26 protein-coding genes and 1 pseudogene are annotated in these 25,541 nt (G+C 70.8%); 15 read left to right on the forward strand and 12 right to left on the reverse strand.

Annotated features, from left to right (window positions below; all coding sequences use genetic code 11):
- Window positions 1-321 precede the first annotated feature (321 nt).
- Window positions 322-1,329 carry a hypothetical protein gene (locus D7193_RS11605; protein ID WP_120779516.1) on the forward strand — a complete coding sequence of 336 codons (1,008 nt, stop codon included), beginning with the start codon at window positions 322-324 and terminating at the stop codon, window positions 1,327-1,329.
- Between the two features lie 132 nt (window positions 1,330-1,461).
- Here D7193_RS11605 and D7193_RS11610 read toward each other — a convergent pair whose 3' ends face one another.
- The 8 genes from D7193_RS11610 to D7193_RS33685 form a co-directional block, all read right to left on the reverse strand.
- Window positions 1,462-2,124, reverse strand: coding sequence for an FAD-dependent oxidoreductase (locus D7193_RS11610; RefSeq protein WP_277749903.1), 663 nt, complete (start codon window positions 2,122-2,124; stop codon window positions 1,462-1,464).
- Window positions 2,125-2,361: 237 nt separating this feature from the next.
- Entirely contained in the window at window positions 2,362-3,618 is a 1,257-nt protein-coding gene (locus D7193_RS11615; RefSeq protein WP_120779517.1) for an MFS transporter, read from the reverse strand.
- Entirely contained in the window at window positions 3,618-5,033 is a 1,416-nt protein-coding gene (locus D7193_RS11620; RefSeq protein WP_120779518.1) for an FAD-dependent oxidoreductase, read from the reverse strand. Before D7193_RS11620 ends, D7193_RS11615 begins: the two co-directional genes overlap by 1 nt.
- Before the next feature lie 76 nt (window positions 5,034-5,109).
- On the reverse strand, window positions 5,110-5,607 hold the full coding sequence (locus tag D7193_RS11625) for a GNAT family N-acetyltransferase (RefSeq protein ID WP_120779519.1): 498 nt from the start codon (window positions 5,605-5,607) through the stop codon (window positions 5,110-5,112).
- Window positions 5,607-5,936 (reverse strand): ArsR/SmtB family transcription factor, encoded by a 330-nt coding sequence (locus D7193_RS11630; protein ID WP_120780343.1) that lies wholly within the window; start codon window positions 5,934-5,936, stop codon window positions 5,607-5,609. Before D7193_RS11630 ends, D7193_RS11625 begins: the two co-directional genes overlap by 1 nt.
- A gap of 8 nt (window positions 5,937-5,944) precedes the next feature.
- Entirely contained in the window at window positions 5,945-7,189 is a 1,245-nt protein-coding gene (locus D7193_RS11635; protein WP_174242610.1) for a M28 family metallopeptidase, read from the reverse strand.
- Window positions 7,186-7,434, reverse strand: a complete 249-nt coding sequence (locus D7193_RS11640; RefSeq protein ID WP_120779520.1) for a hypothetical protein — start codon at window positions 7,432-7,434, stop codon at window positions 7,186-7,188. Before D7193_RS11640 ends, D7193_RS11635 begins: the two co-directional genes overlap by 4 nt.
- 14 nt (window positions 7,435-7,448) lie before the next feature.
- Window positions 7,449-7,598: a hypothetical protein gene (locus tag D7193_RS33685; protein ID WP_174242611.1), complete on the reverse strand. Its 150-nt coding sequence runs from the start codon at window positions 7,596-7,598 to the stop codon at window positions 7,449-7,451.
- 92 nt (window positions 7,599-7,690) lie between these two features.
- Here D7193_RS33685 and D7193_RS11645 point away from each other — a divergent pair, with 92 nt between their 5' ends.
- Entirely contained in the window at window positions 7,691-8,074 is a 384-nt protein-coding gene (locus D7193_RS11645; RefSeq protein ID WP_120779521.1) for an ArsR/SmtB family transcription factor, read from the forward strand.
- A 19-nt stretch (window positions 8,075-8,093) separates the two neighbouring features.
- Here D7193_RS11645 and D7193_RS11650 read toward each other — a convergent pair whose 3' ends face one another.
- Window positions 8,094-9,251: a flavin-containing monooxygenase gene (locus D7193_RS11650; protein ID WP_120779522.1), complete on the reverse strand. Its 1,158-nt coding sequence runs from the start codon at window positions 9,249-9,251 to the stop codon at window positions 8,094-8,096.
- A 62-nt stretch (window positions 9,252-9,313) separates the two neighbouring features.
- On the opposite strand from D7193_RS11650, the gene D7193_RS11655 reads away from it, so the two are divergent.
- The 7 genes and pseudogenes from D7193_RS11655 (at window position 9,314) to D7193_RS11685 (ending at window position 13,325) form a co-directional block, all read left to right on the forward strand.
- Window positions 9,314-9,646: an ArsR/SmtB family transcription factor gene (locus D7193_RS11655; RefSeq protein ID WP_120780345.1), complete on the forward strand. Its 333-nt coding sequence runs from the start codon at window positions 9,314-9,316 to the stop codon at window positions 9,644-9,646.
- Between the two features lie 89 nt (window positions 9,647-9,735).
- Window positions 9,736-10,422 (forward strand): arsenate reductase/protein-tyrosine-phosphatase family protein, encoded by a 687-nt coding sequence (locus D7193_RS11660; protein WP_120779523.1) that lies wholly within the window; start codon window positions 9,736-9,738, stop codon window positions 10,420-10,422.
- Window positions 10,419-11,075, forward strand: coding sequence for an arsenate reductase ArsC (locus tag D7193_RS34580; protein ID WP_120779524.1), 657 nt, complete (start codon window positions 10,419-10,421; stop codon window positions 11,073-11,075). The genes D7193_RS11660 and D7193_RS34580 overlap by 4 nt, the downstream gene beginning before the upstream one ends.
- A gap of 50 nt (window positions 11,076-11,125) precedes the next feature.
- Window positions 11,126-11,869, forward strand: a complete 744-nt coding sequence (locus D7193_RS11670; RefSeq protein ID WP_120779525.1) for an aquaporin — start codon at window positions 11,126-11,128, stop codon at window positions 11,867-11,869.
- Between the two features lie 175 nt (window positions 11,870-12,044).
- Entirely contained in the window at window positions 12,045-12,452 is a 408-nt protein-coding gene (locus D7193_RS11675; protein WP_120779526.1) for an arsenate reductase ArsC, read from the forward strand.
- A gap of 68 nt (window positions 12,453-12,520) precedes the next feature.
- A pseudogene (locus D7193_RS11680) lies at window positions 12,521-12,687 on the forward strand (FAD-binding protein); the annotation flags it as partial.
- A 335-nt stretch (window positions 12,688-13,022) separates the two neighbouring features.
- Window positions 13,023-13,325, forward strand: coding sequence for a hypothetical protein (locus D7193_RS11685; RefSeq protein WP_187356258.1), 303 nt, complete (start codon window positions 13,023-13,025; stop codon window positions 13,323-13,325).
- A 215-nt stretch (window positions 13,326-13,540) separates the two neighbouring features.
- Here the strand turns inward: D7193_RS11685 and mqo are convergent, their stop codons facing one another.
- Window positions 13,541-15,031, reverse strand: coding sequence for a malate dehydrogenase (quinone) (mqo, locus tag D7193_RS11690; RefSeq protein WP_206611888.1), 1,491 nt, complete (start codon window positions 15,029-15,031; stop codon window positions 13,541-13,543).
- Between the two features lie 437 nt (window positions 15,032-15,468).
- On the opposite strand from mqo, the gene D7193_RS11695 reads away from it, so the two are divergent.
- Window positions 15,469-16,368 (forward strand): hypothetical protein, encoded by a 900-nt coding sequence (locus D7193_RS11695; RefSeq protein ID WP_120779527.1) that lies wholly within the window; start codon window positions 15,469-15,471, stop codon window positions 16,366-16,368.
- Between the two features lie 54 nt (window positions 16,369-16,422).
- Here D7193_RS11695 and D7193_RS11700 read toward each other — a convergent pair whose 3' ends face one another.
- Both D7193_RS11700 and D7193_RS11705 read right to left on the reverse strand, forming a co-directional pair.
- Window positions 16,423-16,686, reverse strand: coding sequence for a hypothetical protein (locus D7193_RS11700; RefSeq protein ID WP_241562943.1), 264 nt, complete (start codon window positions 16,684-16,686; stop codon window positions 16,423-16,425).
- Between the two features lie 353 nt (window positions 16,687-17,039).
- On the reverse strand, window positions 17,040-17,444 hold the full coding sequence (locus tag D7193_RS11705; protein WP_120779528.1) for a nuclear transport factor 2 family protein: 405 nt from the start codon (window positions 17,442-17,444) through the stop codon (window positions 17,040-17,042).
- On the opposite strand from D7193_RS11705, the gene D7193_RS11710 reads away from it, so the two are divergent.
- The 5 genes from D7193_RS11710 (at window position 17,443) to D7193_RS11730 (ending at window position 25,454) form a co-directional block, all read left to right on the forward strand.
- Complete coding sequence (locus D7193_RS11710; protein WP_241562944.1) at window positions 17,443-18,048, forward strand: TetR/AcrR family transcriptional regulator; 606 nt, start codon at window positions 17,443-17,445, stop codon at window positions 18,046-18,048. The genes D7193_RS11705 and D7193_RS11710 overlap by 2 nt on opposite strands.
- 732 nt (window positions 18,049-18,780) lie before the next feature.
- Complete coding sequence (locus D7193_RS11715; protein WP_120779529.1) at window positions 18,781-19,218, forward strand: hypothetical protein; 438 nt, start codon at window positions 18,781-18,783, stop codon at window positions 19,216-19,218.
- Between the two features lie 241 nt (window positions 19,219-19,459).
- The gene (locus D7193_RS11720) at window positions 19,460-20,278 is read left to right on the forward strand and encodes a hypothetical protein (RefSeq protein ID WP_120779530.1); all 819 of its coding nucleotides are present in this window, start codon (window positions 19,460-19,462) and stop codon (window positions 20,276-20,278) included.
- 825 nt (window positions 20,279-21,103) lie between these two features.
- Window positions 21,104-22,768, forward strand: coding sequence for an SWIM zinc finger family protein (locus D7193_RS11725; protein ID WP_147434371.1), 1,665 nt, complete (start codon window positions 21,104-21,106; stop codon window positions 22,766-22,768).
- Window positions 22,761-25,454 carry a DUF6493 family protein gene (locus tag D7193_RS11730; RefSeq protein WP_158674799.1) on the forward strand — a complete coding sequence of 898 codons (2,694 nt, stop codon included), beginning with the start codon at window positions 22,761-22,763 and terminating at the stop codon, window positions 25,452-25,454. The genes D7193_RS11725 and D7193_RS11730 overlap by 8 nt, the downstream gene beginning before the upstream one ends.
- Window positions 25,455-25,541: the final 87 nt, after the last annotated feature.

A 25,541-nucleotide genomic window follows, 5' to 3' on the forward strand; every position in this document is an offset into this window, starting at 1 on the left:
TGGCCCGCATTCAACACGAGACCAGAACGAGATGATCTCCACGCCGCGTTCCCCGATTTTGCCAACGACTCTGAGCGATGGCTCGTCCGTCAGCGTGGCCGGCCGGCGCGGCCCGCTTTGCGGGCCGCCTTGATCTAATAGAGCGGGAACTCGGCAGCGCAGACGGCCCGAGGGCCTGTCCTCCGTCGACTGACGCGCGACACTCGTCCGCCAACTGGTCTGCGACACCTCCGCGCGCTGGTCGCGGCAGATCCGGATAGCCTGTCGAGGCTTAGCCGACTCCACGGGCCTCGTCATACCCAACCCCTAAGATCATCGGCCATGACTCGCACCACGCCGCCGCGACCGGTTGACATCACGGAACTCTTCCCGGAGTTGAGCGAGCACTCGACAACAGCGACGCGGCTTCATCCCCGGCCCGGTGGGCCGACGAACGCCGAAAGCTCAATCGGCGGCCCCCTGCTCTGGCCGGCCGATGAGGCGTGGCCGGCGTGCAGCGACGGCGATGCTCACCACGTCTTCCAGCTCGAAACACCGGCGACCATCCGCCGTCGCCGGGAGATCTACGCGGCGGCAGAGGCGCGAGCAGCGACAACCGGCGCCAGTTACCACCTGACCGATGATGAGCGGGCGGAGCTGCCGGACTCCGATTTCTCCGAGCCGCACGACCTGGTGAACCAGCCGATCCCGTTGGTCCCCGTGGCGCAGCTCTACCGCCGGGACATTCCCGACTTTGTCGGCCCGGACGCCGCCGACCTGTTGCAGGTGTTGTGGTGCCCGCTGGATCACCCGGAGGAGGGCTATAACCCGCGGGTACGGCTGTATTGGCGGCGTAGCAGCGACGTCACCCAGCCCATGGATGCGGCTCCTGAACCGCCGGTCGTCAGCGACTCCTACCTACCGACGCCCTGCGTGGTACATCCAGAACAGATTCGCGAGTACCAGTACGGTGGGCTGCTGCCCGAGGAACTGGACGCCCAGATCACCGAATGGGAGGAGGATGCCGACGATGATGACGAAACCGAGGACGGGCTCAGCTATCAGTTCGACTTGTCGCTGGCGCCAGGCTGGAAGGTGGGCGGCTTCGCGAACTGGTCGCTGACCGATCCGCATCCGATGGACTGCGCCGAATGTGGCACCGCGATGACGCTGTTGTTTACTGCCGACTCCAGCGAGTGGCACGGAGCGGGCGGCAGTTGGCGGCCGATGGAAGATCCGACGGAGGCTTCGTCCAACCCCGCCGACATTTCGATCGGCCGGGGCTACGCCTTGTACGTCTTTCGTTGCCCGGCTTCCTTTGATCACCCTCCTGCCACCGCCATGCAGTGACTCCCCTGAACATCGGGATCCGGAACGACGCACTACTTTCGGCATGAGCGGACGCCGCCGGACTATGAACCCCGACCCGCGGGTGCTGAGCTTTTGGGCCCGCCGAAGAGGTCACGGCCCAGGAAGCCCTGGTCAAAGGATTGCCGGTGGGATTCGAGTCTCAGCTGCCGGAATACCTACGACGTCGAAGCACAGGCCATTGCCGATGAGCGCCGACTGTTCGCCGCAAAGGTACGGCAGTGAAGGGCTCTGCCCGATTTCCGCACTGCGCGGCACGGGCGGCGGCGGCTTCGTCGGCACCGGAGGCACGGCGACCCCGTCCCGTATCGACGGGTGCTGACGCCCGAAGCCGATCCCGGCGAACCGCCGCACCGCGCTCTGCGCACCGTCGCAACCCACCACGTACCTCGCTGACATCCGCTCAACGTGGCCGTCGCGATCGCGCAGCGTCCCGACGACAGCCTGATCGGTACGGTCCAGGCCGACCAGTTCGACACCGCGTTCGACACTCACCCCGAGCGTGGCAAGGTACTCGCCGAGCAGCCGCTCGGTCTCCGCCTGCGACAGAAACAACAGATACGGGTACGAGGTGTCGCACAGGCCCAGATCGAACAGGCGCACCGGACGCTGCCGCCGTCCCGCGTGAACGATCAGCCGGACCGCTGGGTTGCCTGCCGCCACCATCTTGTCGGCCAAGCCGAATCCGGCGAGGACCTCCAAGGTGCGGGACTGGACCGCGAGCGCTCGCGACTCGTGCACCCGGTCGGTTGCCCGGTCGACCAGCCACACCTTCACGCCGTGCCGGGGCGAGCTGTCCGGCCGTGGTGAGGCCGGTCGGCCCCGCGCCGACCACCAGCACGTCGGTTTCCGAGCCCGCGGCGCCGGTCATCGGCAGCTCCCTGGTTCAGGTTTGGGACGCAGCGCGTGTCGGGGTCAGGGTAGCGCCAGGCGTGTTGTGGCGGGGCGAACCTCAGCTGCCCGGAGCGGGGGCTGCTCGTGATCGAGGTGGGACACTGCAGGCTATTGGGGCGGTCAGCTGGGTTTGCCGTCGTGCTCGTCCCGGCCACTCTTGCTCCCCATAGAGCGCATTCCGATGGCGGCCAGAAGGCATGCGCTGGTGACCGCGGCGAGTAGTAGGTGGTAGCCGCCGTGCGATAGGAGCGTGGCGGCAAGCAGGGGTGCAACGGCTTTGGCGGTGGTGACGGGGGCGGTGAGTCGTCCGGCGATGGTGGCGTAGGCGGTGGTGCCGTAGCGGTCGGCGAGCAGTGCTGGGGTGGCGAGGCTGGCGATGCCGAAGCCGAGTCCGAATCCGGTGACGGTGATGACGGCGCCCACCCGGCTTCCTGAGGTGACGGGCATGGCGAGGACGGCGACGGCCTGGATGGCGAAGACCGTGGCGACGATGGTGGTGAGCGGGAGGCGGCGACGGGCGGTGGTGAGGACGAGTCGTCCGGTGACGGACAGGACGCCGAGGAGGCCGGCGGTGGTGGCGGCGAAGGTAGCGGGGTGGCCGCGGCTGGTGAGGTAGCCGACGAGGTGGACGCCGATGGTGCTGGTGGCGGCGCCGTGGGCGATGAGGGCGGCGGCGAGGATCCAGAATCGGCGGTCGCGCATCGCGGCGCGGGCCGCCGCTTGTCGCTCGGCGTGGACAGGTGGCGCTGCAGGGGTGGATGGTGTGGCGTGCGGCGGTGTGCGGATGGTGAGGGCGTGCAGGGGGATGGTCACCGTGCCGTGGATGGCGGCGAGGGTGAGGAGCGCGTCGCGCCAGCCGAGGTGGGCGACCAGTATGCCGGTGAGGGGCATGAAGATGGTGCTGGCGAATCCGGCGACGACGGTGACTGCGAGCAGGGCGGTGGGGCGCCTGTCGGGGGTGAACCAGGAGACGATGACGGCGAAGGCGGGTTCGTAGAGGACCATGGCGCCGGTGATGCCGATGCCGATCATGACGGCGTAGAGCTGTCCGATGGTGTGGACCTGGGACCAGGCGATCAGGAGCGCGGTGGCGGTGATCGAGCCTCCGGTCATGAGGGTTCGTCCGCCGTGCCGGTCGAGCCACCTGCCGACGGGGATGGCTATCAGCGCGCCGGCGAGGACGCTGGCGGTGAGCGCGCCGGTGACGGCGGTGGTGGAGGCGTCGAGGCTGGCGGCTATGGGGCCGAGGAGGACGGCGAATGCGTAGTAGAGGGTGCCGTAGCCGATAGTGGAGGTGATGGCGAGGGCGGAGACGATGCGCCACCCGTGGCGCCCGCCGACCGTGGGGTCGGCGGGCGCCGTCGTGGTGGTGGTCATCAGCTGGCGCAGCAGCCGCCGGTCTGGCCGCTGGTCGGGGTGTCGAGGCTGATCAGGTTGAGCGGTGCGGCGAGCAGTCCGCCGGAGATTCCGGTTGCCAACCCTTGTCCGGCCGGCTGGGCTGCGGGGGCGGTGCCGCAGCAGCTGTCGGTGCCGGTGGAGTCGGCGGGGTTGCTGTTGCAGACGCCGGTCTCGGGTAGGTCGAGCTGGACGTCACGGGCGGCTTCCCAGTCCCCGGCGAGGGCGGCGACGACGGAGCGGACCTGCTCGTAGCCGGTGGCCATGAGGAACGTCGGGGCGCGTCCGTAGCTCTTCATGCCGACCGCGAAGTAGCCGACCTCCGGGTGGGCGAGTTCGTCGACGCCGTGCGGTGGGACGGTGCCGCAGGAGTGCTCGTTCGGATCGATCAGCGGGGCGAGCGCCCGGGTGGCGCCCATAATCGGGTCGAGGTCCAGGCGCAGCTCGGCGGCGAGGGAGTGGTCGGGGCGGAAGCCGGTGGCGGCGACGATCCGGTCCACGGTGATGGACTCGTCGGTGCCGTCAGCGTGGCGGACGACCACGGCGACGCGGCCGTCGGTCGGGGTGAGGGCGTGCACGGAGAAGCCGGTGAGCAGCCGGATCCGGCCGGCTTCCACGTGCTCGCGCAGCCGGGAGCCGAGCGCGCCACGGGCGGGCAGCGCGTCGGCGTCGCCGCCGCCGTAGGTGCGGGCCGGGGACCCGGAGCGGATCGCCCAGGTCACCTCGGTGTCGGGCTCGACGGCGGCCAGATCGGCCAGGGAGAGCAGCGTGTTCGCGGCGGAGTGGCCGGCGCCGACGACGAGGGTGTGCCGGCCGGCGAAGCGGTCCCGGTCCGCGCCGAGCACGTCGGGCAGGGCGTGCTTCAGGAACGCTGCCGCCTCCTTCTCTCCCCGAGCGGGCAGGCCGGAAGCGCCGAGAACGTTGGGGGTGCCCCAGGTGCCGGAGGCGTCGATGACCGCGCGGGCCAGCAGCTCGTCGCCGTCGGCGAGGCGGATCAGGAACGGGGCCTGCTCGCGGCCGGCGGTGCGCAGCCGGTCCAGGCCGAGGCGGCTGATCGCCTCGACGCGGGCGCCGTAGCGCAGGTGGGGCTTGAGCTGCGGCAGCTCCGCGAGCGGCTGCAGGTAGTCCGCGACCAGGTCCGCGCCGGTGGGCAGGGCGTCCTCGGCCGGGGCGACCCAGCCGGCGCCGTCGAGCAGCCGGCGGGCGGCCGGGTCGACGTTGTACCGCCACGGGGAGAAGACCCGCACGTGCCCCCACTGCCGCACGGCTGCGCCAGCGGTGGCACCGGCCTCTAGGACAAGAAAGGGCAGGCCACGCTCGTGCAGGTGGGCGGCAGCGGCCAGACCCACCGGGCCCGCGCCGATCACCACGACGGGCAACTGGTCCAGGACGCTCATCGGAAAACTCCTCTGTGTTGAAAACTGTCGAATCAAGGAGGTGCAGTCGTGCCAGGCCGAGCGGACCCAGAGGGGCTCAGGTGATGGCGGGGCTGCGGCGCTCGAGCAGGACGACGTCACGCCACCGCCCGTCGTGGCGGCCAACCCGCTCGCGGATGCCGATGATGCGGAAGCCGGCCCGCTCGTGCAGGGTGAGACTGGCGGTGTTCTCCGGGAAGACTCCGGACTGGATGGTCCAGATGCCGGCGGCCTCGGTGGAGGCGATCAGCGCGTCCAGCAACAACCGGGCCACGCCACGCCCTTGGGCGGCGGGGTCGACGTAGACGGAGTGCTCGACCACCCCGGCGTAGACCGCCCTGCTCGACGTCGGTGACACCGCCACCCACCCGAGGACGGTGTCGTCCGCGTCAACGGCCACGAGGCGGTGATCAGGCAGCTTGGCCTCGTCGAATGTGGTCCAGGTCGGTGCGGTGGTCTCGAAGCTGGCGTTGCCGGTGTCGAGGCCGGCCTGGTAGATGGCGAGGACACGATCGGCGTCGTCCGCGTCCATGGGGCGGATGGTGATGTCGGCCATCAGCAGGCTCCCTTCGGGGTGGGGGCTGGGCGGCCCATGACGACGTCAGCGGCGGAGGGGAAGCAGCTGACGCAGGCGTCGTTGATGCGGTAGTGACGGGCGGTGCCGACCGGTTCGACGAGCACGAACCGCACCTCGGTCAGGATCTTCAGATGTTGGGAGACGGTGGACTGAGCCAAACCGATGGCGCTGACGATCTCCCCCACGCTCATCGCCCGGGCGTGCCGGGCGAGGTACTCGACGATCTGCACCCGGGTGGGGTCCGCGAGGGCCCGGAACCAGGAGGCGTAGGTCTGCGCGGTGCCCCGGTCGAGGAGGTCGCCCACCATCACTCCCTCTATCGTTTATCGCCGATTGGCGATGAAAGTGTAGCGGGTGCCGCCGCCGCGAGGTGAGCGGTCGCGACAACGAGACGGGCGATCGCGCCGAGGGTGGCGGGGTCGACCTTGTCGGGGGTGTCAGCGGGGCTGTGGTAGCCGCCCATGCCGGCCCCGATCCCGACTGCGGCGAAACCGGCACCGCCGTAGCGGCGGTTGTCCGATGCCACCGGACCTGCGACCAGGGGGATGCCGGTGTGGCGCCCGGCCTGGTCGAGCAGGGCGAGGAGACGGTGGGCAGGGCCGCCGGCCTCCACCGCGGCCGCCCCCTCCAGGCGGCCGGCGCCGTCGACGTTGATGACCATCGGCGCGGCGCCTGCGGCGCGGAGTTGACTGGCGTGGTGGGCGGAGCCGAGAGCGCCGACTTCCTCCCCGTCGAGCAGTGCCACGGACAGTCCCGCACCGGCCGGCAGCGCGGTGGCGAGAACGCGGGCAGCTTCGAGGACCACGGCGACGCCGGTGGCGTTGTCCGAAGCGCCGGGCAGGCGAAGCCCCGGGTGGTCGCCAACACCGTCGTAGTGCGCGGTCAGCAGGAGGTCGGCGCCAGCGGGGACAGGCTGCCGGAGGCAGGCGTGAATGTTGGCGCCGGTGACGTCGTCGCGGCGCAGCGGCGTCGCCCCAGCCAGCCAACCGTCCCCCGTGGTCGCGGCGGTGAGCACGGCGTGGTGGGTGTCCGAATTGAGGGTCAGCACTGGCAGCGGCCCCGGGTCCGGGCCGGCGAGCATGGTGAACTGCCAGCCCTCGGCGTCAACCGGGCGGCGGACCAGCAACCCGGCGGCGCCGTGGGTGTCGCGGTAGGCGTCGAACAGGCTCATGTCGGCCGGCACGACCAGCCACCGCCCCGTCGGGTCGTCCTTGCCGGCGACGCCGAGGGCGCCGCGTCGGATGTCCGGCGTGTCAGCGGAGGCGGGGTGGATCGCGACCTGCCGTCCAAACACCAACTCCGTGGTGCCGTCCCGATCGCCCCAGGTGATCGTCGGCGCCTCATACACCTGCGGCACGGCGCGGACCGGGAACTCCTCGGTCCGGACGTCCGCGCCGACGGCGGCGAGCTGGTCGACGATCCAGGCGCGGGCCGCCGCCCCGCCCGTCGAGCCGACCCGTCGCCCGGCTAGCGGGTCGCAGGCGAGGGTGGCGACGGTGGCGGTCATCCGGTCGGCGCTGACCTGCTCGAGCTGGTCTGCGAGGTTGCTTGAGCTGGTCATGAGCAGCAGCCCTGTCCGGTGGCGATGGCGTCGGTCTTGGCCTCGGTGCCACAGCAGGAGTCAGCCGCCTGGGCGGCCTGGCGGGTCCCGCAGCACAGGTCACCGCTGGCGGTTTCGCCAGCCGGCGGGAGGATGCCGCCGACGGCCTGGGCGGGGCTGCCGCAGCAGGCGCCGGAGCCGGTGATCTGCAGGGCCGCGGCGGGGTCGCTGGTGAAACCGCCGGCGGTGGAGGTGTTCTCGCTCATGTCGGTTCCTCTCGTCAACGGGGGGCGATCAGCGTGTAGGCAGTGGTGCGGGCGCGGTCGAGACGGCGTTCGGCGCGCTGGGCGGCGGTGGACACCTGGGCACAGGAGTCGCAAAACCGGACACCAGGCAGCGGTGTGCGCGAGCGGCGGGTGAAGCCGAACATGGCGGAGCCCTCCTTTCCTCAAGGACGCCCTGTCTCGACGTCCGTCGAATCAGAGAGTTGCACGTTGATTAGAGAGATGTCAACCTAGAGGCATGTCGAAGCAACACAAGTCGCTCGCCCTCATCGACCTCAACGCCGATGCGCCGTGCTGTCCCCCGCTGGCGCAGAGCCAGGTTCCCGCCGAGACGGCCGCGGTGCTCGCGCCCGCGTTCAAGGCCCTCGGCGACCCGGTGCGGCTGCGGCTGATGTCGATGATCGCCTCCGCCGAGGACGGGGAGGCGTGCGTATGCGACTTGACGCCGGCGTTCAACCTGAGCGGGCCGACGATCTCGCACCACCTGAAGACCTTGCGCGAGGCGGGCCTGGTCGACGCCGAGCGGCGAGGCACGTGGGTCTACTACCGGGCTCGACCGCAAATCCTGCGCCAACTCGCTGCGCTGCTGTCGATCGAGCCGGTGGCCGCGGCCACGGCCTGACCTCGCTCCCCCATCGCCGTCATTCGCCGGCACCATCGGTGGCTCGATCGGCGTGCACCGGCGGCGTCGGACGCTCCGCGCTGGAGGCCGTGGGGCGTGCCTGACGGGACAGACGCGGACGCCGGTCCACGCGTGCGGCGAGGGTTGCCATGACGTGTGCGGCGTCGCGTCCGACGCCGCGCAGGGTGTTCGAGGCGAAGGATCGCTGGAATTCCAGCCCCAGGTAGAGCAGGCCGGGGTGGGTGGTGGAGATGCCGCCCGCCTGTCGGGGTACACCCTGGTCTAGTGCGCCGAGTGGGGCGAGGTAGTCGAGGTTCGGGCGGTAGCCGGTGGCGAAGATGACGGCGTCGACGGCGTCTGTGGTGCCGTCGCTCCAGACGACGCCGTCAGCGGTGAAGCGGGTGAACATCTGCCGCCGGGGAAGCTCACCTGACGTGATGGCGTCGTGGTAGCGGCCGGTGTCCAACACGGCGGCGTGCCGGATGAGCCGGGTGACGACCGGGCGCGGAAGGCGGTCGGCGCCGGTGACGCGCAGCCAGTGGTGCAGGTCCCGGCCGCGGATGCGCTGCGGCAGGAACCGGACCGGTTCGCGGGTCGCCAGCGTCACCCGGGCGTGCTTGGTGAGTTCGTAGGCGACCTGCACAGCGGAGTTGCCGGCCCCCACGACCACGACCCGCTTGCCGTCGCATGGCTCGGGTCGGCGGTATTGGGCGACGTGCCGCAGATCCCCGGCGTACTCGCTCTGCCCTGGAAGGATGGGCAGATACGGGTTGCCGAAGGAGCCGGTAGCGGCGACGACTCCGACGGCGGACAGTTCGTCGCCGGCGTCGGTTTCGACGAGGTATCCGCCGCTGTCGCCGGGGCGCACGGCGACGACTCGGGTGCGGGTGCGGATCTCGACGTCCAGGGCGTCGGCGTAGCGGCGGAGGTAGTCGACCACCTCGTTACGGTGCGGGTAACGGTCCGGGTCGCCGTCGAAGGGCATGCCGGGCAGGGTGCTGTAGCGGGCGGGCGAGAACAGCGTGAGGCTGTCGTAGTAGTCAGGCCAGGAGCCCACTGGTTCGGCGCCGGAGTGCAGGACCACGGGTCGCAGGCCAGCGTCCAGGGCGGCGCGGGCGGCGGCGAGGCCGGACTGCCCGCCGCCAACGATGATCACGGGATTGACTTGATCGTTCACTCCACGATCATATCGTCGTTTCGTTGAATGACAATATGACGGTGGCGAGGAAAGGTGTGACCATGAGCCAGACCGCCGCCGACGAGCCGACCGGGCCACAGAGCGCCACTTCGGGCCTCGCGCCACAGACACAGGAGTTCCTCAAGGCCCTCGGCAGCCCCACCCGGCAGCGGATCATGATGCTGTTTGCCCGCGGCGCCGAAATGTCCGTGGGTGAGGTGGCCGAACGGGTCGGCATCAGCCAGGCCACGGCGTCGCAGCAGTTGACGCTGCTGCGACGCGGCGGCGTCGTGACCTCGCGGCGAGACGGCAAGACGGTGTTCTACCGGGCTGACCGCGACGGCGCCATCGCCGCCCTGACGGATCTGCAGTCCTATCTGGCGACCTGCTGCTGATCAGCCGGCACCAACACCGGCCACGGTGAGATCCGGGGCTTCACGAGGTCGGCTTGACTCGGCAAACTTCCTCAACGATAGTTGACTCAATGAACGCTGAGCCTTCCTCTCTCGACGAGCGAGCCCGCATCCACGCCGCCCTCGGTGACCCGGCACGCCTGGCGATCGTGGACGCGCTCACCTTGGGCGACGCCTCCCCCGGGGAGATCGCACACACGCTCGGCATGCCGACGAACCTGGTCGCCCACCACGTCAAGGTCCTCACCGACGCCGGCCTGGTCATCAAGGGCCGCTCCGAGGGCGACCGGCGTCGCACCTACCTGCGGCTCCGCCCTGAGACGCTGGCCGCTCTCGCCCCCCCGCGGCTGGCCGGCGTGGGCCGGGTGGTGTTCGTGTGTACCCACAACTCGGCCCGCTCCCAGCTGGCCGCCGCGCTGTGGAAGCAGCGCGCCCACGACGACGTCGCCTCCGCCGGCACGAAGCCCGCCACCCGGGTGCACCCCCGCGCGGTGGCCGTGGCCCACCGCCACCACCTCGACCTCGACCCGACCGGCACCGCCCACGTCGCCGATGTCGTCCGTCGCGACGACCTGGTGATCGCCGTCTGTGACAACGCCCATGAGGAACTGACCGGCCCGATCCGCCCCCGCCTGCACTGGTCGGTCCCGGACCCGGTGCGCGTGGACACCGACGAGGCGTTCGAGGCCGCCTACGCCGACCTAGCCGACCGCGTCGACCGGCTCGCCCCCGCCATCCTGCCCGGAGGCCCCCGATGACCGACATCAGCGCCCACCCCCACCAGGAGATCACCTTCGACCAGCAGGTCGCCCTGCGCACCGCCGCGACGCGACTTGCTGAGGAGTTCGACGGCATCTACGACACCGAAACCATCGAGCGGTTCCTGCAGACCAGCTACGACCAGTTCGCCACCGCCGCCAGCATCGCGAACTACCTGCCGCTGCTCGCCGAGCGCTTCGCCCGCCAGCGGCTACGGGCTCTCGCCCGGGTCGAGGACCGCGACGGGCGCCCTGTCGTTCTGTTCCTGTGCACCCACAACGCCGGCCGCTCCCAAGTGGCCTTGGGTTTCTTCACCCACCTGGCCGGCGACCAGGCGATCGCCTGGTCCGGCGGCAGCGAACCCGGCATCGAGATCAACCCCTCCGCGACCGCGGCGATGACCGAACGGGACATCGACATCTCGGAGGAGTTCCCCAAGCCATGGACCGACGAGGTGGTCCGGGCCGCCGACGTCGTGGTCACGATGGGCTGCGGTGACGCGTCCCCCATCTTCCCCGGCACCCGCTACGAGAACTGGATCGTGGACGACCCCGCCGGGCTCGACCTGGCCGACGTGCGGCCGATCCGCGACGAGATCGAGCGCCGCGTCCGTCGCCTGCTCGACGAGCTGAACGTCCCCGCCACCCGATAACCAATCTGCCCGACGATCCGGGACAGCACCACCATGGGAGATAAAGACTGATGACCATCGCACTTCGGCGGCGCCTGCTGACCGAGTTCGTCGGCACCGCCCTGCTGGTCACCGCCGTGGTCGGCTCCGGCATCATGGCCGCCACCCTCTCCCCCGGCGACGTCGGGCTCCAACTGCTGGAGAACTCCACCGCCACGGCGTTCGCCCTCGGCGCCCTGATCCTGATCTTCGGCCCGGTCTCCGGCGCGCACCTCAACCCGGTCGTCTCCGCCGCTGACTGGTTCCTCGGCCGCCGCGCCGGCACCGGTCTCACCGCCCGAGACCTGGGCGGCTACGTCGTGGCGCAGGTGCTGGGTGCGATCGCCGGGTCCGTGCTGGCGAACCTGATGTTCGACCTCGCCGCCGTCGACTTCTCCGGCAAGGACCGCGCCGCCGGGCACCTCTGGCTGGGTGAAGTTGTCGCCACCACCGGCCTGATCCTGCTGATCTTCGCCCTCGCCCGCTCCGGCCGCGCCGCGGTCGCACCCGCCGCCGTCGGCGCCTACATCGGCGCCGCCTACTGGTTCACCTCGTCGACCTCGTTCGCCAACCCGGCCGTCACCATCGGCCGGGCGTTCACCGACACCTTCGCCGGCATCGCCCCCACCTCCGTGCCCGGCTTCGTCGTCGCGCAGCTGGTGGGCCTTGCCATCGGTGTCGGCCTGCTCGCCGCCCTCTACCCCGACGCGGGCGCCGCCGCCGACCAGGTCGTCGTCCCCACCGACGAGGACGCCGCCATCGGCCGCCGCTCATGACAACCCCGCACCCACAAGGTACCGGCGGCGCTCGGCCTGATGCCGCATTCGTCCACCGCCGCCGTGACCCCGGCCGCTACCGGACGCTCGACCGCAACAGCGACCCGGCCCACCTCTTCCCCGACCCCGACGACAAGCCGGTCAACCGGCCCTCGCACCACATGGAAGGCACCCGATGAGCGGCAAGCCCAGAGTCCTGTTCGTCTGCGTCCACAACGCCGGCCGCTCCCAGATGGCCGCCGGCTGGCTGCGCCACCTCGCCGGCGACACCGTCGAAGTCCGCTCCGCCGGCAGCGCCCCCGCCGACCAGATCAACCCCGCCGCCGTCGAGGCCATGCGCGAGGTCGGCATCGACATCACCGACCAGACCCCCAAGCTCCTGGAGTACGAGACCGCGGAGTCCTCCGACGTCATCGTCACCATGGGTTGCGGCGACGCCTGCCCCGTCTTCCCGGGCAAGCGCTACGAAGACTGGAAGCTCGAAGACCCCGCCGGCAAGGGCGTCGACGCCGTCCGCCCGATCCGCGACGAGATCCGTTCCCGCGTGGAGAAGCTGCTCACCGAACTGCGCCCCACCGCCTGACAACGCCCTCGTTGCCGCCCACCGGGTCCCATCCCGGTGGGCGGCTCACCCCTGAGCAGGAGCTCCTCGTGTCCGACCCGCACCGCCTGATCATCATCGGCTCCGGACGCGCCGGATGCACCGCCGCCGTCTATGCCGCCCGCGCCAACCTCACGCCCCTCGTGATCGAGGGCAGCCAGTCCGACGGCGCGCTGATACCACCACCGAGGTGGAGAACTTCGGCCTCGGCGAGGGTGAGCAGTTCTTCGCCGGTGACGTGGTAGAACAGGACGCTGCACCGACTCTGACCTGCGCAAACAAGAAGCCGCAGGCAGGGGTGGGTGCAGTTGTGCGCCCTTCGATGGCGTTCGGCGCAGTTCAAGGCCGTTCTGCGCTACCCGTTGCTCCCAACCTGCTCCCCCGATCCCCAGGCTTGTCACCGGTCTGTCCCGGCCGGATGTGGATGGGTGCTGCCGCAGGTCGTTCGTCATTCCGCCGAAACCGTGGGCGGGATCGGCCGCACGCTGGCGTCGACGCCTGGCCAGTGGCTGGTGGCCTCGGACGCTCCCGATTTGCTTCCACGGTCCTGCGATGGATCGGACGCCCTCACCGATGCAGCGCCCTATCAGCGGCCGCGCCTACTACCGGCGCAAACTCGCCGCCGGCAAGACGCCGATGGAGGCCATGCGGGCGCTCAAGCGACGGCTGTCCGACATCGTCTACAAGCAAATGATCAAAGACGCCACGAAGCCCGGGACGGGCCTGGGAGGACACGTGGGGGCGACTCTCCAATCCAGCGCGGCCGATCGGATCCCCATGATCGACACTTCGGAACAGTCACTTCCCGGACCCGCCGAACCCCAGCCTAGAACACCGCTCCTCGCCGCCTCTTGACACAGAGGGGTGCCAGATGCGGTCATGTCTCGATCTCGAATTGGTCGATGGCCGCACGACGACCGCGGCCCCGCGTACACGTTGCGCCAGTCGGTGAGGTAGCCGGCCATCTCGTCCGGGTCGCTGATCACGCCGGAGGGCCCGACCGCGTGCCGTAGCCGGCCGATGAGGTCGCCGGTCACGAGGCCGCCGTCTCTTCCCGTGGACCGTCGTGCTCACCCCGGCAGCAGCCCGAGCATCCGGCGGGCCCGCGTCACCTCCTCGCCGAGCCGGTCGGGGCCGAGCTGCCGCACCGTCTGCGTCGACGGCGCGAGCCGGTCCAGTTGCGGCGCCCACTCCGGCATGTGCTGCGGAAAGCTCGCCGCGAGCAAGTCGAGCATCGTCGACGCGGCGGTCGAGGCGCCGGGCGAGGCGCCGAGCAGGGCGGCCAGGGAGCCACCCGCGGAGGTGACGATCTCGGTGCCGAATCCGACCGTGCTGCGGCCGGCGGTCTTCTTGAGGACCTGAACTCGCTGCCCTGCGGTCATCAGCGTCCAGTCGTCCCCGCGCGCCGACGGCACGAAGCGGCGTAGCGCGGCCGTTCGGGCATCCGCGGACTGGGTCACCTGCCGGATCAGGTAGCTGACCAGCGAGCGGTTGTCCCGCGCTGCGGCCACCAGGACGGGGAGGTTGCCGGGCCGGACCGATCGAACGAGGTCGGTAAGCCGGCCACGGGTGAGGAAGCGAGGCGAGAAGGCCGCGAACGGTCCGAAGAGCAGCGCCTCCTTTCCGTCCACCACCCGCAGGTCGAGATGCGGGACAGAGATGGGCGGGGCGCCCGGAGCCGCGTGCCCGTACACCTTTCCCCGGTGGGCGGCCACCAGGTCGGGCCGGTCGGCGCGCAGGAACTGCCCGCTGATCGGGAAGGCGCCGTACCGCCGGATCTCCGGGACCCGGGCCGACTGCAGGAGCGGCAGCGTCCCGCCGCCGGCCCCGACGAAGACGTACGGGGCCCGCAGTCGCCGGCGCTGTCCCGTCCTGCGGTCGCGGACCTGCACCACCCAGGTCCGCCCATGCCGGCGCAGGGCTGTGACCTCTTGGCGCGTCCGCACGACGCCGCCGCGCTGCTGCAGGGCTGACAGCAGTTGCCGGGTGAGGGCGCCGAAGTCGACGTCGGTCCCCTGCGCCGAGCGGGTGACCGCCACCGGTTCGTTCCCGTTCCGGCCCTCGAACATCAGCGGCAGCCAGGAGGCGAGGACGTCGGGGTCCTCGCTGAACTCCAGGTCGGAGAAGAGTGGGTGGCCCCGCAGGGCCTCCCACCGGGCGTGCAGGTACGCCACGCCGTCCGCACCGGGTCCGAAGCCGAGGTGCGGGACCGAGTGGATGAACGCCTCGGGCGGCCCGAGCACCCCCCGCTCTACGAGACGGGCCCAGAACACCAGAGATGAGACGAACTGTTCGCCGATCCGCACGGCCCTCGACGCGTCCACCGTGCCGTCTGGCCGCCCCGGGGTGTAGTTGAACTCGCAGAGCCCGGCGTGGCCGGTGCCGGCGTTGTTCCAGGCGTGGGAGCTCTCGAGCCCAGCCTCGTCGAGCCGCTCGACGACGGTGATCCGCCAGTCCGGCTGCACCTCGCTCAGCAGCACGCCCAGGGTGGCGCTCATGATCCCGCCGCCGACGAGGACGACGTCCCAGTCCTCGCTCGGGCCGCTCCTCGACACGATCACACTCCCCACGCTAGGAGCTCACAACGATGTCTGTCCAAGTTTGCTCAGGTTTGGGTCGATATCCTTACGATATCGCGATTAGCCGAGCAGCAATGGCATCGCTCGGGCCAGAACCTGGTTGATCACCTCGGCGCCTTGGAGCCGGGTGAGGGACGACATCCGGCGCGGGGTGGCGCGAGATGATCAGCGACCCGGAGGCCAAGATCGGTCGCCCGCGGCAGATGTACACCGGTTGCGCCGAGCGGGACTACGTCCCCGCCGAGCAGCGCTGACCCCGGTCCGAGGACGAAGGCCGTCGACCCCCGCGAGGGGTCGGCGGCCTTTTCGCGTACGGCGCGAGGTAAACGCCGGCGACTTCGACGTCTGCCGCGCCGGTGGCGAGCATGGGCGGCAGGGGGCGCCGCTATGGCGAACATCGACGTGGACCAGTTCAGAGGGTGCTGTCGGCGGAGAAGACCCGGGCCGACGCCGACGCCGGCCGGCTGCGGGCCGTGAACCGGGCGCTGCGGCGGGTGCGGCCGGGACCGGACCTCGAGGCGCGTCACCGGCGGGCGCTGGAGCGGGCGTTCCGCACCGAGATGCCGGACGCGGCCCGGTACTTCGCCGAGGCTGAGGAGACCTTCCGGCGCGGGGTCCGGGATTGCCGGGCGGCGTTGGACGTGCTCGCCACCGCCCCACCCCCGCTGGCGCCGACCTCCACGCTGCTGGAGACGCCGTTCCTGATCTGGGGGCTGGCCGCCGGCAGCCCAGGCTTCCGGCTGCGGTACGACGGCCACATCGAGGCCGGAAACAGCTGGGCGACCATGGCCAGCTACTTCGACGGCGACGGCGCCTTCCTCACCTATGACGAGGTCGATTTCTACTTCCTGTGGCAGAACGACGGGGGCACCGACGTGGTGGTTGACGTCCAGTCGCTGCTGCGGCTCACCGGCAGCCTGCACGTCTGGGCGGACGCCGGGTTTTTCTGGACGCCGTTCTGGGGCGTGACCACCATGGGAGACAGCACCGGATACGTCCAGGCGCGGCTGGAGCTGTTGCGGTGGTGGGAGCAGTCGCCGACCCGGCCCCTGCCGCAGCCCGACCAGGTCAACGACGTGGAGTCGCTGTCGGTCAGCGGTGGGTGGCAGCTTCTCGGCCGGCACGGGCGGCACGAGAGTGTGCCGGTGTCCGGCGCCGCCCACCTCGCGTACGACACCTTCCGGGTGCCGGCCGGCGCGGTGGCCGTGTTCGAGGTCGGGTGCGGGTCGGGTGGGGCGGGTACGACCGTGGCGGGTTCGCGGACTTCGAGTCCGGCGACTTCCGGGTGGTCTGCCCGCATGTGCAGTTGGAGTTCCTGACCGCCCCACCGGTGGTGAGTCCCTGACGGTGGGGTGGTCGGCGGCGGGTACGGCTCAGCGCAGGCCGGCGGCGGCGAGCAGCTTGCCCTCCGGCAGGGCGGGTAGCGCCCGACCGAGGGTCATCCGCTCTTCGGCCCGCTCGGCGGTGAACGCGGCGTCGCCCGCGATGGCGGCGCCGGACGCGGCGGCGGTGCGGGACGCGATGGCCGACCAGCCGTACTGCTCGTGGACCATGGCGCGGGCCCGGTCCGACAGCAGGGCGTGCACCGCCTCGCTCGGCCCGTCCGGGTCCTGCGGGGCGAGGTTCATCCCGGTCACGCCCGGCTCGACGATCTCGGCCAGCCCGCCTGTGCACGGTAGTAGGAGCCGCCCGGCGTAGCCGTACAACGGAATGCCCTGTCACGGCTGGCCCAGTTTTGCCGGGGAGCCATGTGCGCATGCCGGCTGAGTCAGCACTTCGTGACGCCGCGTAGCGCGCGGATCGCGGCAGAAGTGTGCACTCGATCCAGACCGACGACCGCCAAGCGGGGCAGCGCCTGAACACCGACTACCGCAACGCGGTCGCCAAGCGCTGATCAGCGGTATTCCCCGACGCCGGACACAACGGTGTGCAGCGCAGGGCGACCGGCTGGGCCCGCTCATCGCCCTGACAGCCCGATCTTGATCCAGGCCTACGCCTGACCGGCGGCCTGAGCGATGGCGAGGGTGTGCTGATACTCGCGCCAGTGGGCCAGTTTGCCGTCCCGGGTCCGCAGCACTCCGATGAACGGCGCCGAGGCGGTTACCGCGGTCGTCGTGTGCGTACCGACCAGTTCGTATTCGACCACGATCACCTCGGGGTCAGCGGTCTCGTACACGACCACGTTGCGGCAGTCGTCAAACCGGACCGGGAACACCGCCCGTCCCGCTCGCGTGTACTCAAGGACCCGTTGCTTCCCCTCGATACGCGTAGGGCGGCCGGGTGCGGCGAACGGTGTCTCGATCACCACGTCATCGGCGAGCGAGTCTGCCTCGTAGGTGGGCAGGTTTGCGCGCCACCGGTCGCACATACTGTCGAAAATCTCGCTTGGTGTCATGTCGGCCTCCTGGATAATGAGTCATGACTCGACTTACACGACCGAGAATAATGAGTGGAGACTCACTTTGGTAGAGGGGCCGCCGCTGCGTGCCGACGCGCAGCGCAACCGCGCACGCATCCTGGACGCCGCCGAGGCGGTCTTCGCCGAGTTCGGCACCCGCGCCTCCACCGAGGAGGTGGCCCGGAGGGCCGGCGTTGCCATCGGCACCGTCTTTCGTCACTTCCCTAGCAAGGACGATCTGCTCGCCGCGATCATGAAGCGACTGCTCGCGCAGCTCGTCGAGGAGGCCGGACGGCATGACCTCTTCGCATTCTTCACGCACACGGTGGCGCAGGCCGCAGCGAAGAAGACCGCCGTCGACCTGCTCGCCGGTTCCGGGGTGGACATCCGGCTTCCGGACGCGCTAGCTCACCTGGAGGAGGCGGTGGGCAGGCTGCTGGAACAGGCCCAGGCCGCCGGAGCCGTCGCCGACTCGGTACGGCTACCCGAAGTGATGGCGCTCCTTGCCAGCGTGTGCCAGGGCGCACTGCACGGTGGATGGAACGAGCAGTTGCAAGCCCGCACGCTCGCGGTCATCTTCTCCGGCTTGAAGTGCGACTGACCGCCAGCCCGTGGATCAAGTTCGCCTATGTTAGGCACCGATCGACCGAATCGTCGTCAAGGCGACGCGGTACCGCTGCGGGAGTTCCTTACTACGCGGGTGGTCGAGTCGGCTGTGAGACCTGGACGTCGCCGACGCGCTGGGCCAGCGGCCCTACCTGACCACAGCGGCCGGGCTGCCCGGCGCACCTTCCAGTGCTTGATCGAACATCCGCACATCGGCATGAGCGGACGCCGCCGGACTATGAACCCGACCCGCGAGTGCTGAGCTTTCGGGCCCGCCGAAGAGGTCACGGCCCAGGAAGCCCTGGTCAAAGGATTGCCGGTGGGATTCGAGTCTCAGCTGCCGGAACACCTACCAACTCCGCCATGGCGGATGCAGAGCCGCACGTCGATGCAGGATGATCCCGGTGACTGGCGCCAGCGGGCCCAGGACGACAAGCCGGCATCAGCCAGGCGGGGAGCAGCCAACGCTGACCACTTCGGTGTTCTCTGGGAGGGTCACGTGGACCGGCTCGCCGCATCACCGCAGGTCCGGGCTTGAGCTGGCCCGTCCCGGACGCTCCCGAACTGCTCCCCCACGGATCGGATCACCGCCGCCTCACCCAGCGGGCCCGGATCACAGGATCCGGGTCAGCTCGTACATCTCGGCGAACTGCGGGTCGGGGGCATGTTGTCGACAACCGCAGTAGGGCTTCGGCGTCACGATCTTGAGCGACGAGCGCTCCTGGCCGTGGCCTGGATTGACCGCAGCCTGGTGGTGCCCGACCGGCTCGTCGCCATGCTGTTTCAGTTCTTGGCGCTCGAAGCCATCCTTGGCGACAAGGCTGAGGGCCTGAGGTCATTGGGGCTGGCCTTGCGGCGCACCATGCTCGGTCACCTGGTCGGCGGTGGATGGCCTGCCCCGGAGAACATCTACTACCAGTACGAGAAGGTTCGGTCAGCCGCAGTGCACGGCGCCCCCAGAAGTCACCGACAGCAGGCCGAGCGCTTCGGCCATGACGTGATTCGAACGCTCAACGAGTTCCTAACGTTCGCCGAGACTCACGGATTCACCAAGCGTGCGCAGGTGTTGAGGGCGCCAGCCTCGCACGAGGAAGTGCCGCGGGTGTTGGAACACCTACGGGCCCGCGACACCACCTGGGATGACTTCGAGCCTCGCGCTGGCTAGACCTTCCAAGGGCTCACATGCCCCGCACACGCCAGAGCGTGTTCAGCTCGCCGAGCGGCCAACGCACGACCAGCGGCAGATCCGGTAGCTCGATCTTGGGTGGCAAGATCTCTCGTCGGGGGGCGCCGGCTACCGACATCATCAGGCCATCAACCTCGATGCTGGCCGCCGCGTGCCCCTCATATCGTCACTGACGCTTGCCGGTGCCGCCGTACATCGAGATGAACGGAAGGACGAGAGCATGAACGAGCAGGCGATCCAGGACGCGCTGCGGGTGCACGTGACCATCGACGAACCATCTGTGCGGCTGCGGTCGGACCAAGTAGTGCGAGCCGGGCGACGGTCGCGGGCCATGCACCGGTTGGGCTATGCCGGAGGAGTCGTGGCGCTGGCCGGCGTGGTGGCGGTCGGGGGGCATGTGGCGAGGGACCTTCTTGGCAGCACCGCGAGCCAGCCCGGTTCGCCCACGTGGACCTACGATCCGACGGTCTGCGCGAGCATCCCATCAGCGGCGGCGATCGTCCCGAGCGAGGACGCGCCCGCACCGGCCCAGGCGGGCGGGTCGGATCGACTCGCCAACCGGATGTCGTGCTACCTGCGCACCGCGGTGCCGGCGGCTATGCCCGGCGCCACCTTCGCCGACAATCCCGCCCGCGGCACGCCCTACCTGGTAGCCGGGCCGGGCATGTTCGAGGGCGAGGGGTTTGCGGCCACCGCGCTGATGACCACGGCCGCCGGCACCGGACTGCTGCTGTTCCAGGCCACCCACGAGAACATCAGCACGGATACCTGGACCAGCCGGTGCAACGGGCCTGACGCCAAGGGCGAGTGCCGCACCGGCCCGCACGGCGAACGCATCCAGATCATGGACTTCGGTCCCGACTCCGCCGGGGTCTGGGGCCGCACCGTTATGGTCTACAGTGGACAAACCACGATCCTGGCCGGGGTACATAACGCGCCCGAGTCCGACAACAGCCGGCCCACGATGACGGAACCACCGCTGACCGTGGAGCAGCTCATTACCCTGGCCTGCGACCCCGCGCTCGTTCTCTTCCCATAGCCCGGAATGCTTGCGCTCGCCACCGGTCGCCTGCGTTCCGGCCATCCGCACCCGGTTGCCGCACTCGCCCTACCCGCCGACCGCGCGCCGAGACGCGGGCAACGAGCATCCGATCCACGTATGGCCGCACCGAGTATGCGCGCGGAATTGCCGTCGTCATGCCGGCGGGACCTGCCCTTTGGCCTCCAAGATCAGGCGCGCTCATCTCGGCATGGAGCGGACGTCGCCGGACTATGAACCCGACCCGCGGGTGCTGAGCTTTCGGGCCCGCCGAAGAGGTCTCCAAACAGAAGGCTGGTGGTCGCGACACCGGACTGGCCCGACGGCACGACCTGGAAGAAGCCCTCGGGCACGCGGATCGTAAGTGTCACGGCTCCGCGCATCTGGTCACCGGTGGCATAGCGGCGGCTCGGACCGACGCCGCACTGCCGAAGAGGACGCCCGCGGCGTCCTCCCACACCGTCTGCGGCTGGGGAGTCATCGGCGCAGTATCTATGCTCGCGTCATCCGCGTCGGCGGGGATCTGATCCGACCTACGCATTACGAGATCAAGGTGGCCACCCCGACCACCTGCACGTAACAGGGTCTAGCAGCGGACACGGCTTCCGACATCTCACACCGCTCCCCGCCGTTGGTCGCCCTCTTGCGGACTGGATGCGGACTGCCGGGCCCGGCGCGAGGCACAGCTGCGCGACCCGCCATGCAAGCTACAGAGGCTCACCCGCCAACCGCCGGGTCGACTCCTCGAACCGCAACGAACGCAGACGGTCGAGCTGCCGTTGCTCAGGCAAGACTGCACCGTCTCGCTGCAGGCATCCGGGATGCTTGCCCGGGTGGTGGCGCGGGCCGCAACCCGAATCGGGCGACACGGCGCGTCAACGCCGCCGCCGGTCATCCTGCGGCGGCGGGATCGCGAAGCGGCCGCAGTGGTCCAGCCACGTCACCAACGCGCTCGAGCCCGGACCGGTGGATCGAACCGGAGCGGCGTGGAACCCGACAAAATGTCGTACCGGTTCGGTTAGCTGCCGCGTATGGCTACCACCGATCCATGGTGGACACACCTTGCGGACAGCGCGGCTTGCGCGACGCGTGGCACCATTCCCGGACACGGTGCAGCGGGATCCCAGGAAGGACCAGCCATTGAATGCGAACGCGTCCGTGGTGGACACCAGGATCTACCGGCACGCGTCGGGCGTGGTCGGCGACACGGTGGCCCTTGCCACATCGGCGCCGGACCGGGTTGACGAGCAAACCTTCTTCGCCGGTTTCGTGCGTACGCCTCGGGTGGTGGCTGGCGGGCTGTTGGCGCTGGCCGATATCGCGGCTGCCGACTTCCGGCCGGTGCGTCGCCCGGGCGGTCGCGATCCGGTGGTCACCGGCGACGGCGAACGGTTGCGGCTCGAGGCACTGTCGGCCTGCGGAGGAGTGTACGGGCGCCTGGACCTGGCCGCCGACGAACTGGACGGCGCGCCGGTGAGTCAGGGGGTGGCCAACGTCGATATAAACCCCGAGTTGTACGCCGCGCTGACCCGCGTCGGGGCCGGGGACCCGTTGCGCTTGGCGGTCGGCGCGGACGAACTCGCCGTGTCGACGCTCGACGGGCGCGTCGTCGAAAAGCGGGTGCCCCTGCCGGAACGGTGGCTGCGCGGGCTGGCCGAGGTGTCGGCGCACGCGCTGCCAATGGACCCGCGGTTGGAGCTCCGTTCAGGACGCGCAGTGGCGCTGCTGGCCGAGGTGTCGGCGCGCACCGGTCGCCGGACGCGTTGGTTGATGCCGGCCGCGACCGGGTGGCGCTCCACGAGCCGACCGGATCGCGGCGCGATCTGCGTGGCGGATGGATACCGCCTGTCGGTGCTACGTTCGCTGCTCCCTCTCGCGCGCACCGTCACCCTCTACGCGCCGCCCGTCAGCGGTGCGCCGGCCCAGGTGAGCGGCTGGGTGCTCGACTTCGGCACGGCCCGGTTCACGCTGCTGCTGTCGACCGCCGTGCAGCACGGCTTCGCCGCGGACGGTCAACTGCTGGCCGACCTCGGTGCCGGGTCGGCCGACACCGACGCCGACGCGTTGAGCGCGCTGCTGGTCGCCGACCCGGTCGTCGACCGGTCGTCGGTCGCCGAGCGGATGGGCTGGGACGTTACGCGGGCCACATCCGCCCTCGCCGCGCTCGCTACGGCGGGCCAGGTGGGCTACGACATCGCGGCGGCGTCGTCGTTCCACCGTCCGCTGCCCTACCGGGCCGATCTCGTGGCCGCGCTGCATCCACGGCTGGCGGCGGCGCGGGCGCTGGGGGCAGCGGGCGGGGTGGTGCCGACCGCCGCAGGCGTGGAGATCACCTCCGGCGGTTCGACCTACCTCGTGCACCGACGCGGCGCCGGGTACGCCTGCACCTGCGCGTGGTGGGCCGAGCATCAGGGCTTGCGCGGGCCGTGCAAGCACGTCGTGGCAGCGATGTTCAGCGAGGAGAACCGGGGGGTGACGCGCGGTGAGTGACGTATGGCGCGAGATGTGTGCGCGGATCGACGAGGCCGACGTCGACGCGCTCGGGGAGACGCTCGCGGGTCTGGACGCCGGCGGGCGGGCCGCCCTGCTGCCGGCGCTGGAGGCGCACACGCCGACCCATGCCGAGCCGAAGCCGGTCGTGCTGCCCTCGCGTGAGCCCGAGCCGGAGCCGGAGCCGGAGTTCCCCACGTCGGGCAGCTTCGGTTTCATGATCATGACCGCGCCCGGGCAGGAGATCCCCCGCGACCTCGCCGGGATCCGGGCGCTCATGGCCAGCCAGCGGTCGCAGAAGCAGGAACGCCAGCGGGGTTTCGAGAAGCAGCGACTGGAGTGGCGGGCCAGCCAAGAGGCCAGAGAGCTGAACGAGCGCCGCCACGCAGCCCTCGCCATGGCCGTGCTGGCGTGCACTCCCACCATCGCTGACGCGGTCAGGCGGTTGCACCGGCCGTGGTCCGCGGGCCCGCCTCTGCGGGTGTCACCCGAGATGGTGCCCGGCCTGCTCCGGGTGCGCGGCGCCGATTGGGGTGCCAGCCTGGCCCGGCACCTGCTGCGCCGGTCCGGCTCGCGCATCCGGGGAGCCGCTCACTGGCCGTTCACGGAGGCGCTCATGCGGGCCGTGGGTGCCGGGCCGCCGGACACGCCCGCGGCCGTGGCGCAGTACGTGGCGATGTGGCGTGGCAACTCCTCCCTGGCCGCTCTCCTGGCCGCCGACCCGTGGCTCGACCACGTGGTGCCGTACCTGTTCGACGACGACCGGGTGGCCGCCGCCTTCGTGACCGGCGTCGCCGGCCGGAACTGGCCGCCGGCCCTGCTCGAGCTGGCCGCCACCGGCCGGATCGACCGGCGAACGCTCATCGCGGGATGCCTGCGCCGGTTGCGCGCCGGCGGGCGGAAGGGGCTGCTCCAGCCGTACCTCAATCTGCTCGGGCAGCTGGCACCGACCCTCGACGAGTTGGCCGAGCATCGGCAGGAGCTGATCGGGCTGCTGACCGCGCCGATGTCGACGGTCGCGACCTTCGCGTACACCGCGCTGCGCGACCTGCACCGGGTGTCCGCGCTGCATCCGGCCGCCCTCCTGGAGATCACCCAGAGCATGCTGTCCCGCCAGGAGAAGACGCTGGTGCGGGCACATGTGAAGTGGCTACGGACGCTTCCGCTCGAGCCGGTGCTGGACGGGCTGGTGGTGGGACTGTTCCATCCGGTGCCCGAACTCGCCGAACGCACCCTCGACCTCATCGAGAAGGGGCTGCCGACGCTGGCGGAGGACTCCCGGAAGCGGCTGCGGGCCGAACTGCCGGCGCTCGACGGCACGGTCGCGCACCGGCTGGCCGGGCTGCTCGGCGCCGCGCCGCCCGCTCCCGTTGCCGTTCCCACGCGCGTCGCGGAGCCGCCGGCGGAGATGCCACCACCTCTGGATCTCGGCGCGCTCGCCAGCGAGTTGACGATCCTGTTCCGCAAGGGCAACGAGGACCCCGTCCGGCACGAGCTGCTGCTCGACGGGCTGGTGCGGGCGGCGCGGGGCGACCGCGCCGCCGCCGATCGCATACTGAAGCCGATGATCCCGCAGTGGACCGGACCGTGGCCTTGCGTGGTCGCCGCCGCCACCGGCAGCTACGTGTCGCATGACACGCCGTACCGGGTGGCGGAGCCGCATCCGGTGACGCGCCTTCTGGAACGCCGGCTCACCGAACTCGCCGAACGGCTACTCAAGGAGCCGCCACCGGCGCTCCTGGCCACGCCGGCCACCGTCGCCGGGCACGTCGATCCCGCCCGAGTGCTCGACCTGCTACGTAAGGCCGACCACGACGGCTGGCAGCCGGGCCACGCCGACCTGACGCAGGCCATCCTGCGGCTGCCGCGCGAGGTCGACGAGGTCGTCCAGGCCGGGGCGAGGCGTCTCGTCTCCCCCGCCGGGCGCCGGTTCGCCGCAGCGCTGGCCACCCGAATCGAGCCGCGCACCCGGATGGAGGAGGTCGGCCACCAGCCATACCGGTCCGGCCGGGGGATCGCGATCGTGGACCCGGCCGGCCTGCCGGCCGAGCTCGCCGACCCGCTCGGCGCGGTCCAGCGGATCAACTACCTCCGGTCGACTGCGGGCCTGGCGCTCTGGCCGATGATCACGCCGTCGCACCGGGAGGTCATGGCCGCGCACCTTCAGCCCTTCGTCGCCGCGGCGGTGGAGCGAGGCAACATCGCCAGTGGGATCCTCACCGGTCTCGCGAACGCCGACGGCCCGCCCGGCCCGGCGATGTGGTCGACGATGGCGTACGCGCTCGCCAACCATCGGCGATCCGTCCGGCTGGCGGCCGGAGACGCGCTCATCGCCCTCGCCGACCGGCCGGACTGGGACAGCGCCGGCATCGGGGCGGAGATCGGTGGACTCGCGGCCGCCGGTCGGATCGTGCTGCAGCGGGTCGTCCAGCCGCTGACCGAGGTGCTCAGGGCCGGTGCCCGTGAGGCGGCCTGGCAGGTGACGTCGGTGGCGCTGCCGATGCTGCTGCCCGCCGGAGCGCGGCCGGGCTTGGCCGACCTGGTCACCCTCGCTGCCGACGCCGCACCCGGCGACCGCCAGGTCGACCTGCCGGATTTGGCCGCGCTCGCCACCGATCCCCGCCGCAACCGCCTCACCGAGGCCGCCCGGTGGTTCGCCGCCCGCACCGCCGGCGCCAGCGCCTGATTCGTTCCGCGGGATCCGGGCCAGGCCCCCGCCTCGCCGCCATCGGTCAGATGGATGAGCGAACGCCCGGACCCGGAGCGGCCGGTC

Source organism: Micromonospora costi, assembly GCF_003626655.1.
Classification (GTDB): domain Bacteria; phylum Actinomycetota; class Actinomycetes; order Mycobacteriales; family Micromonosporaceae; genus Micromonospora; species Micromonospora costi.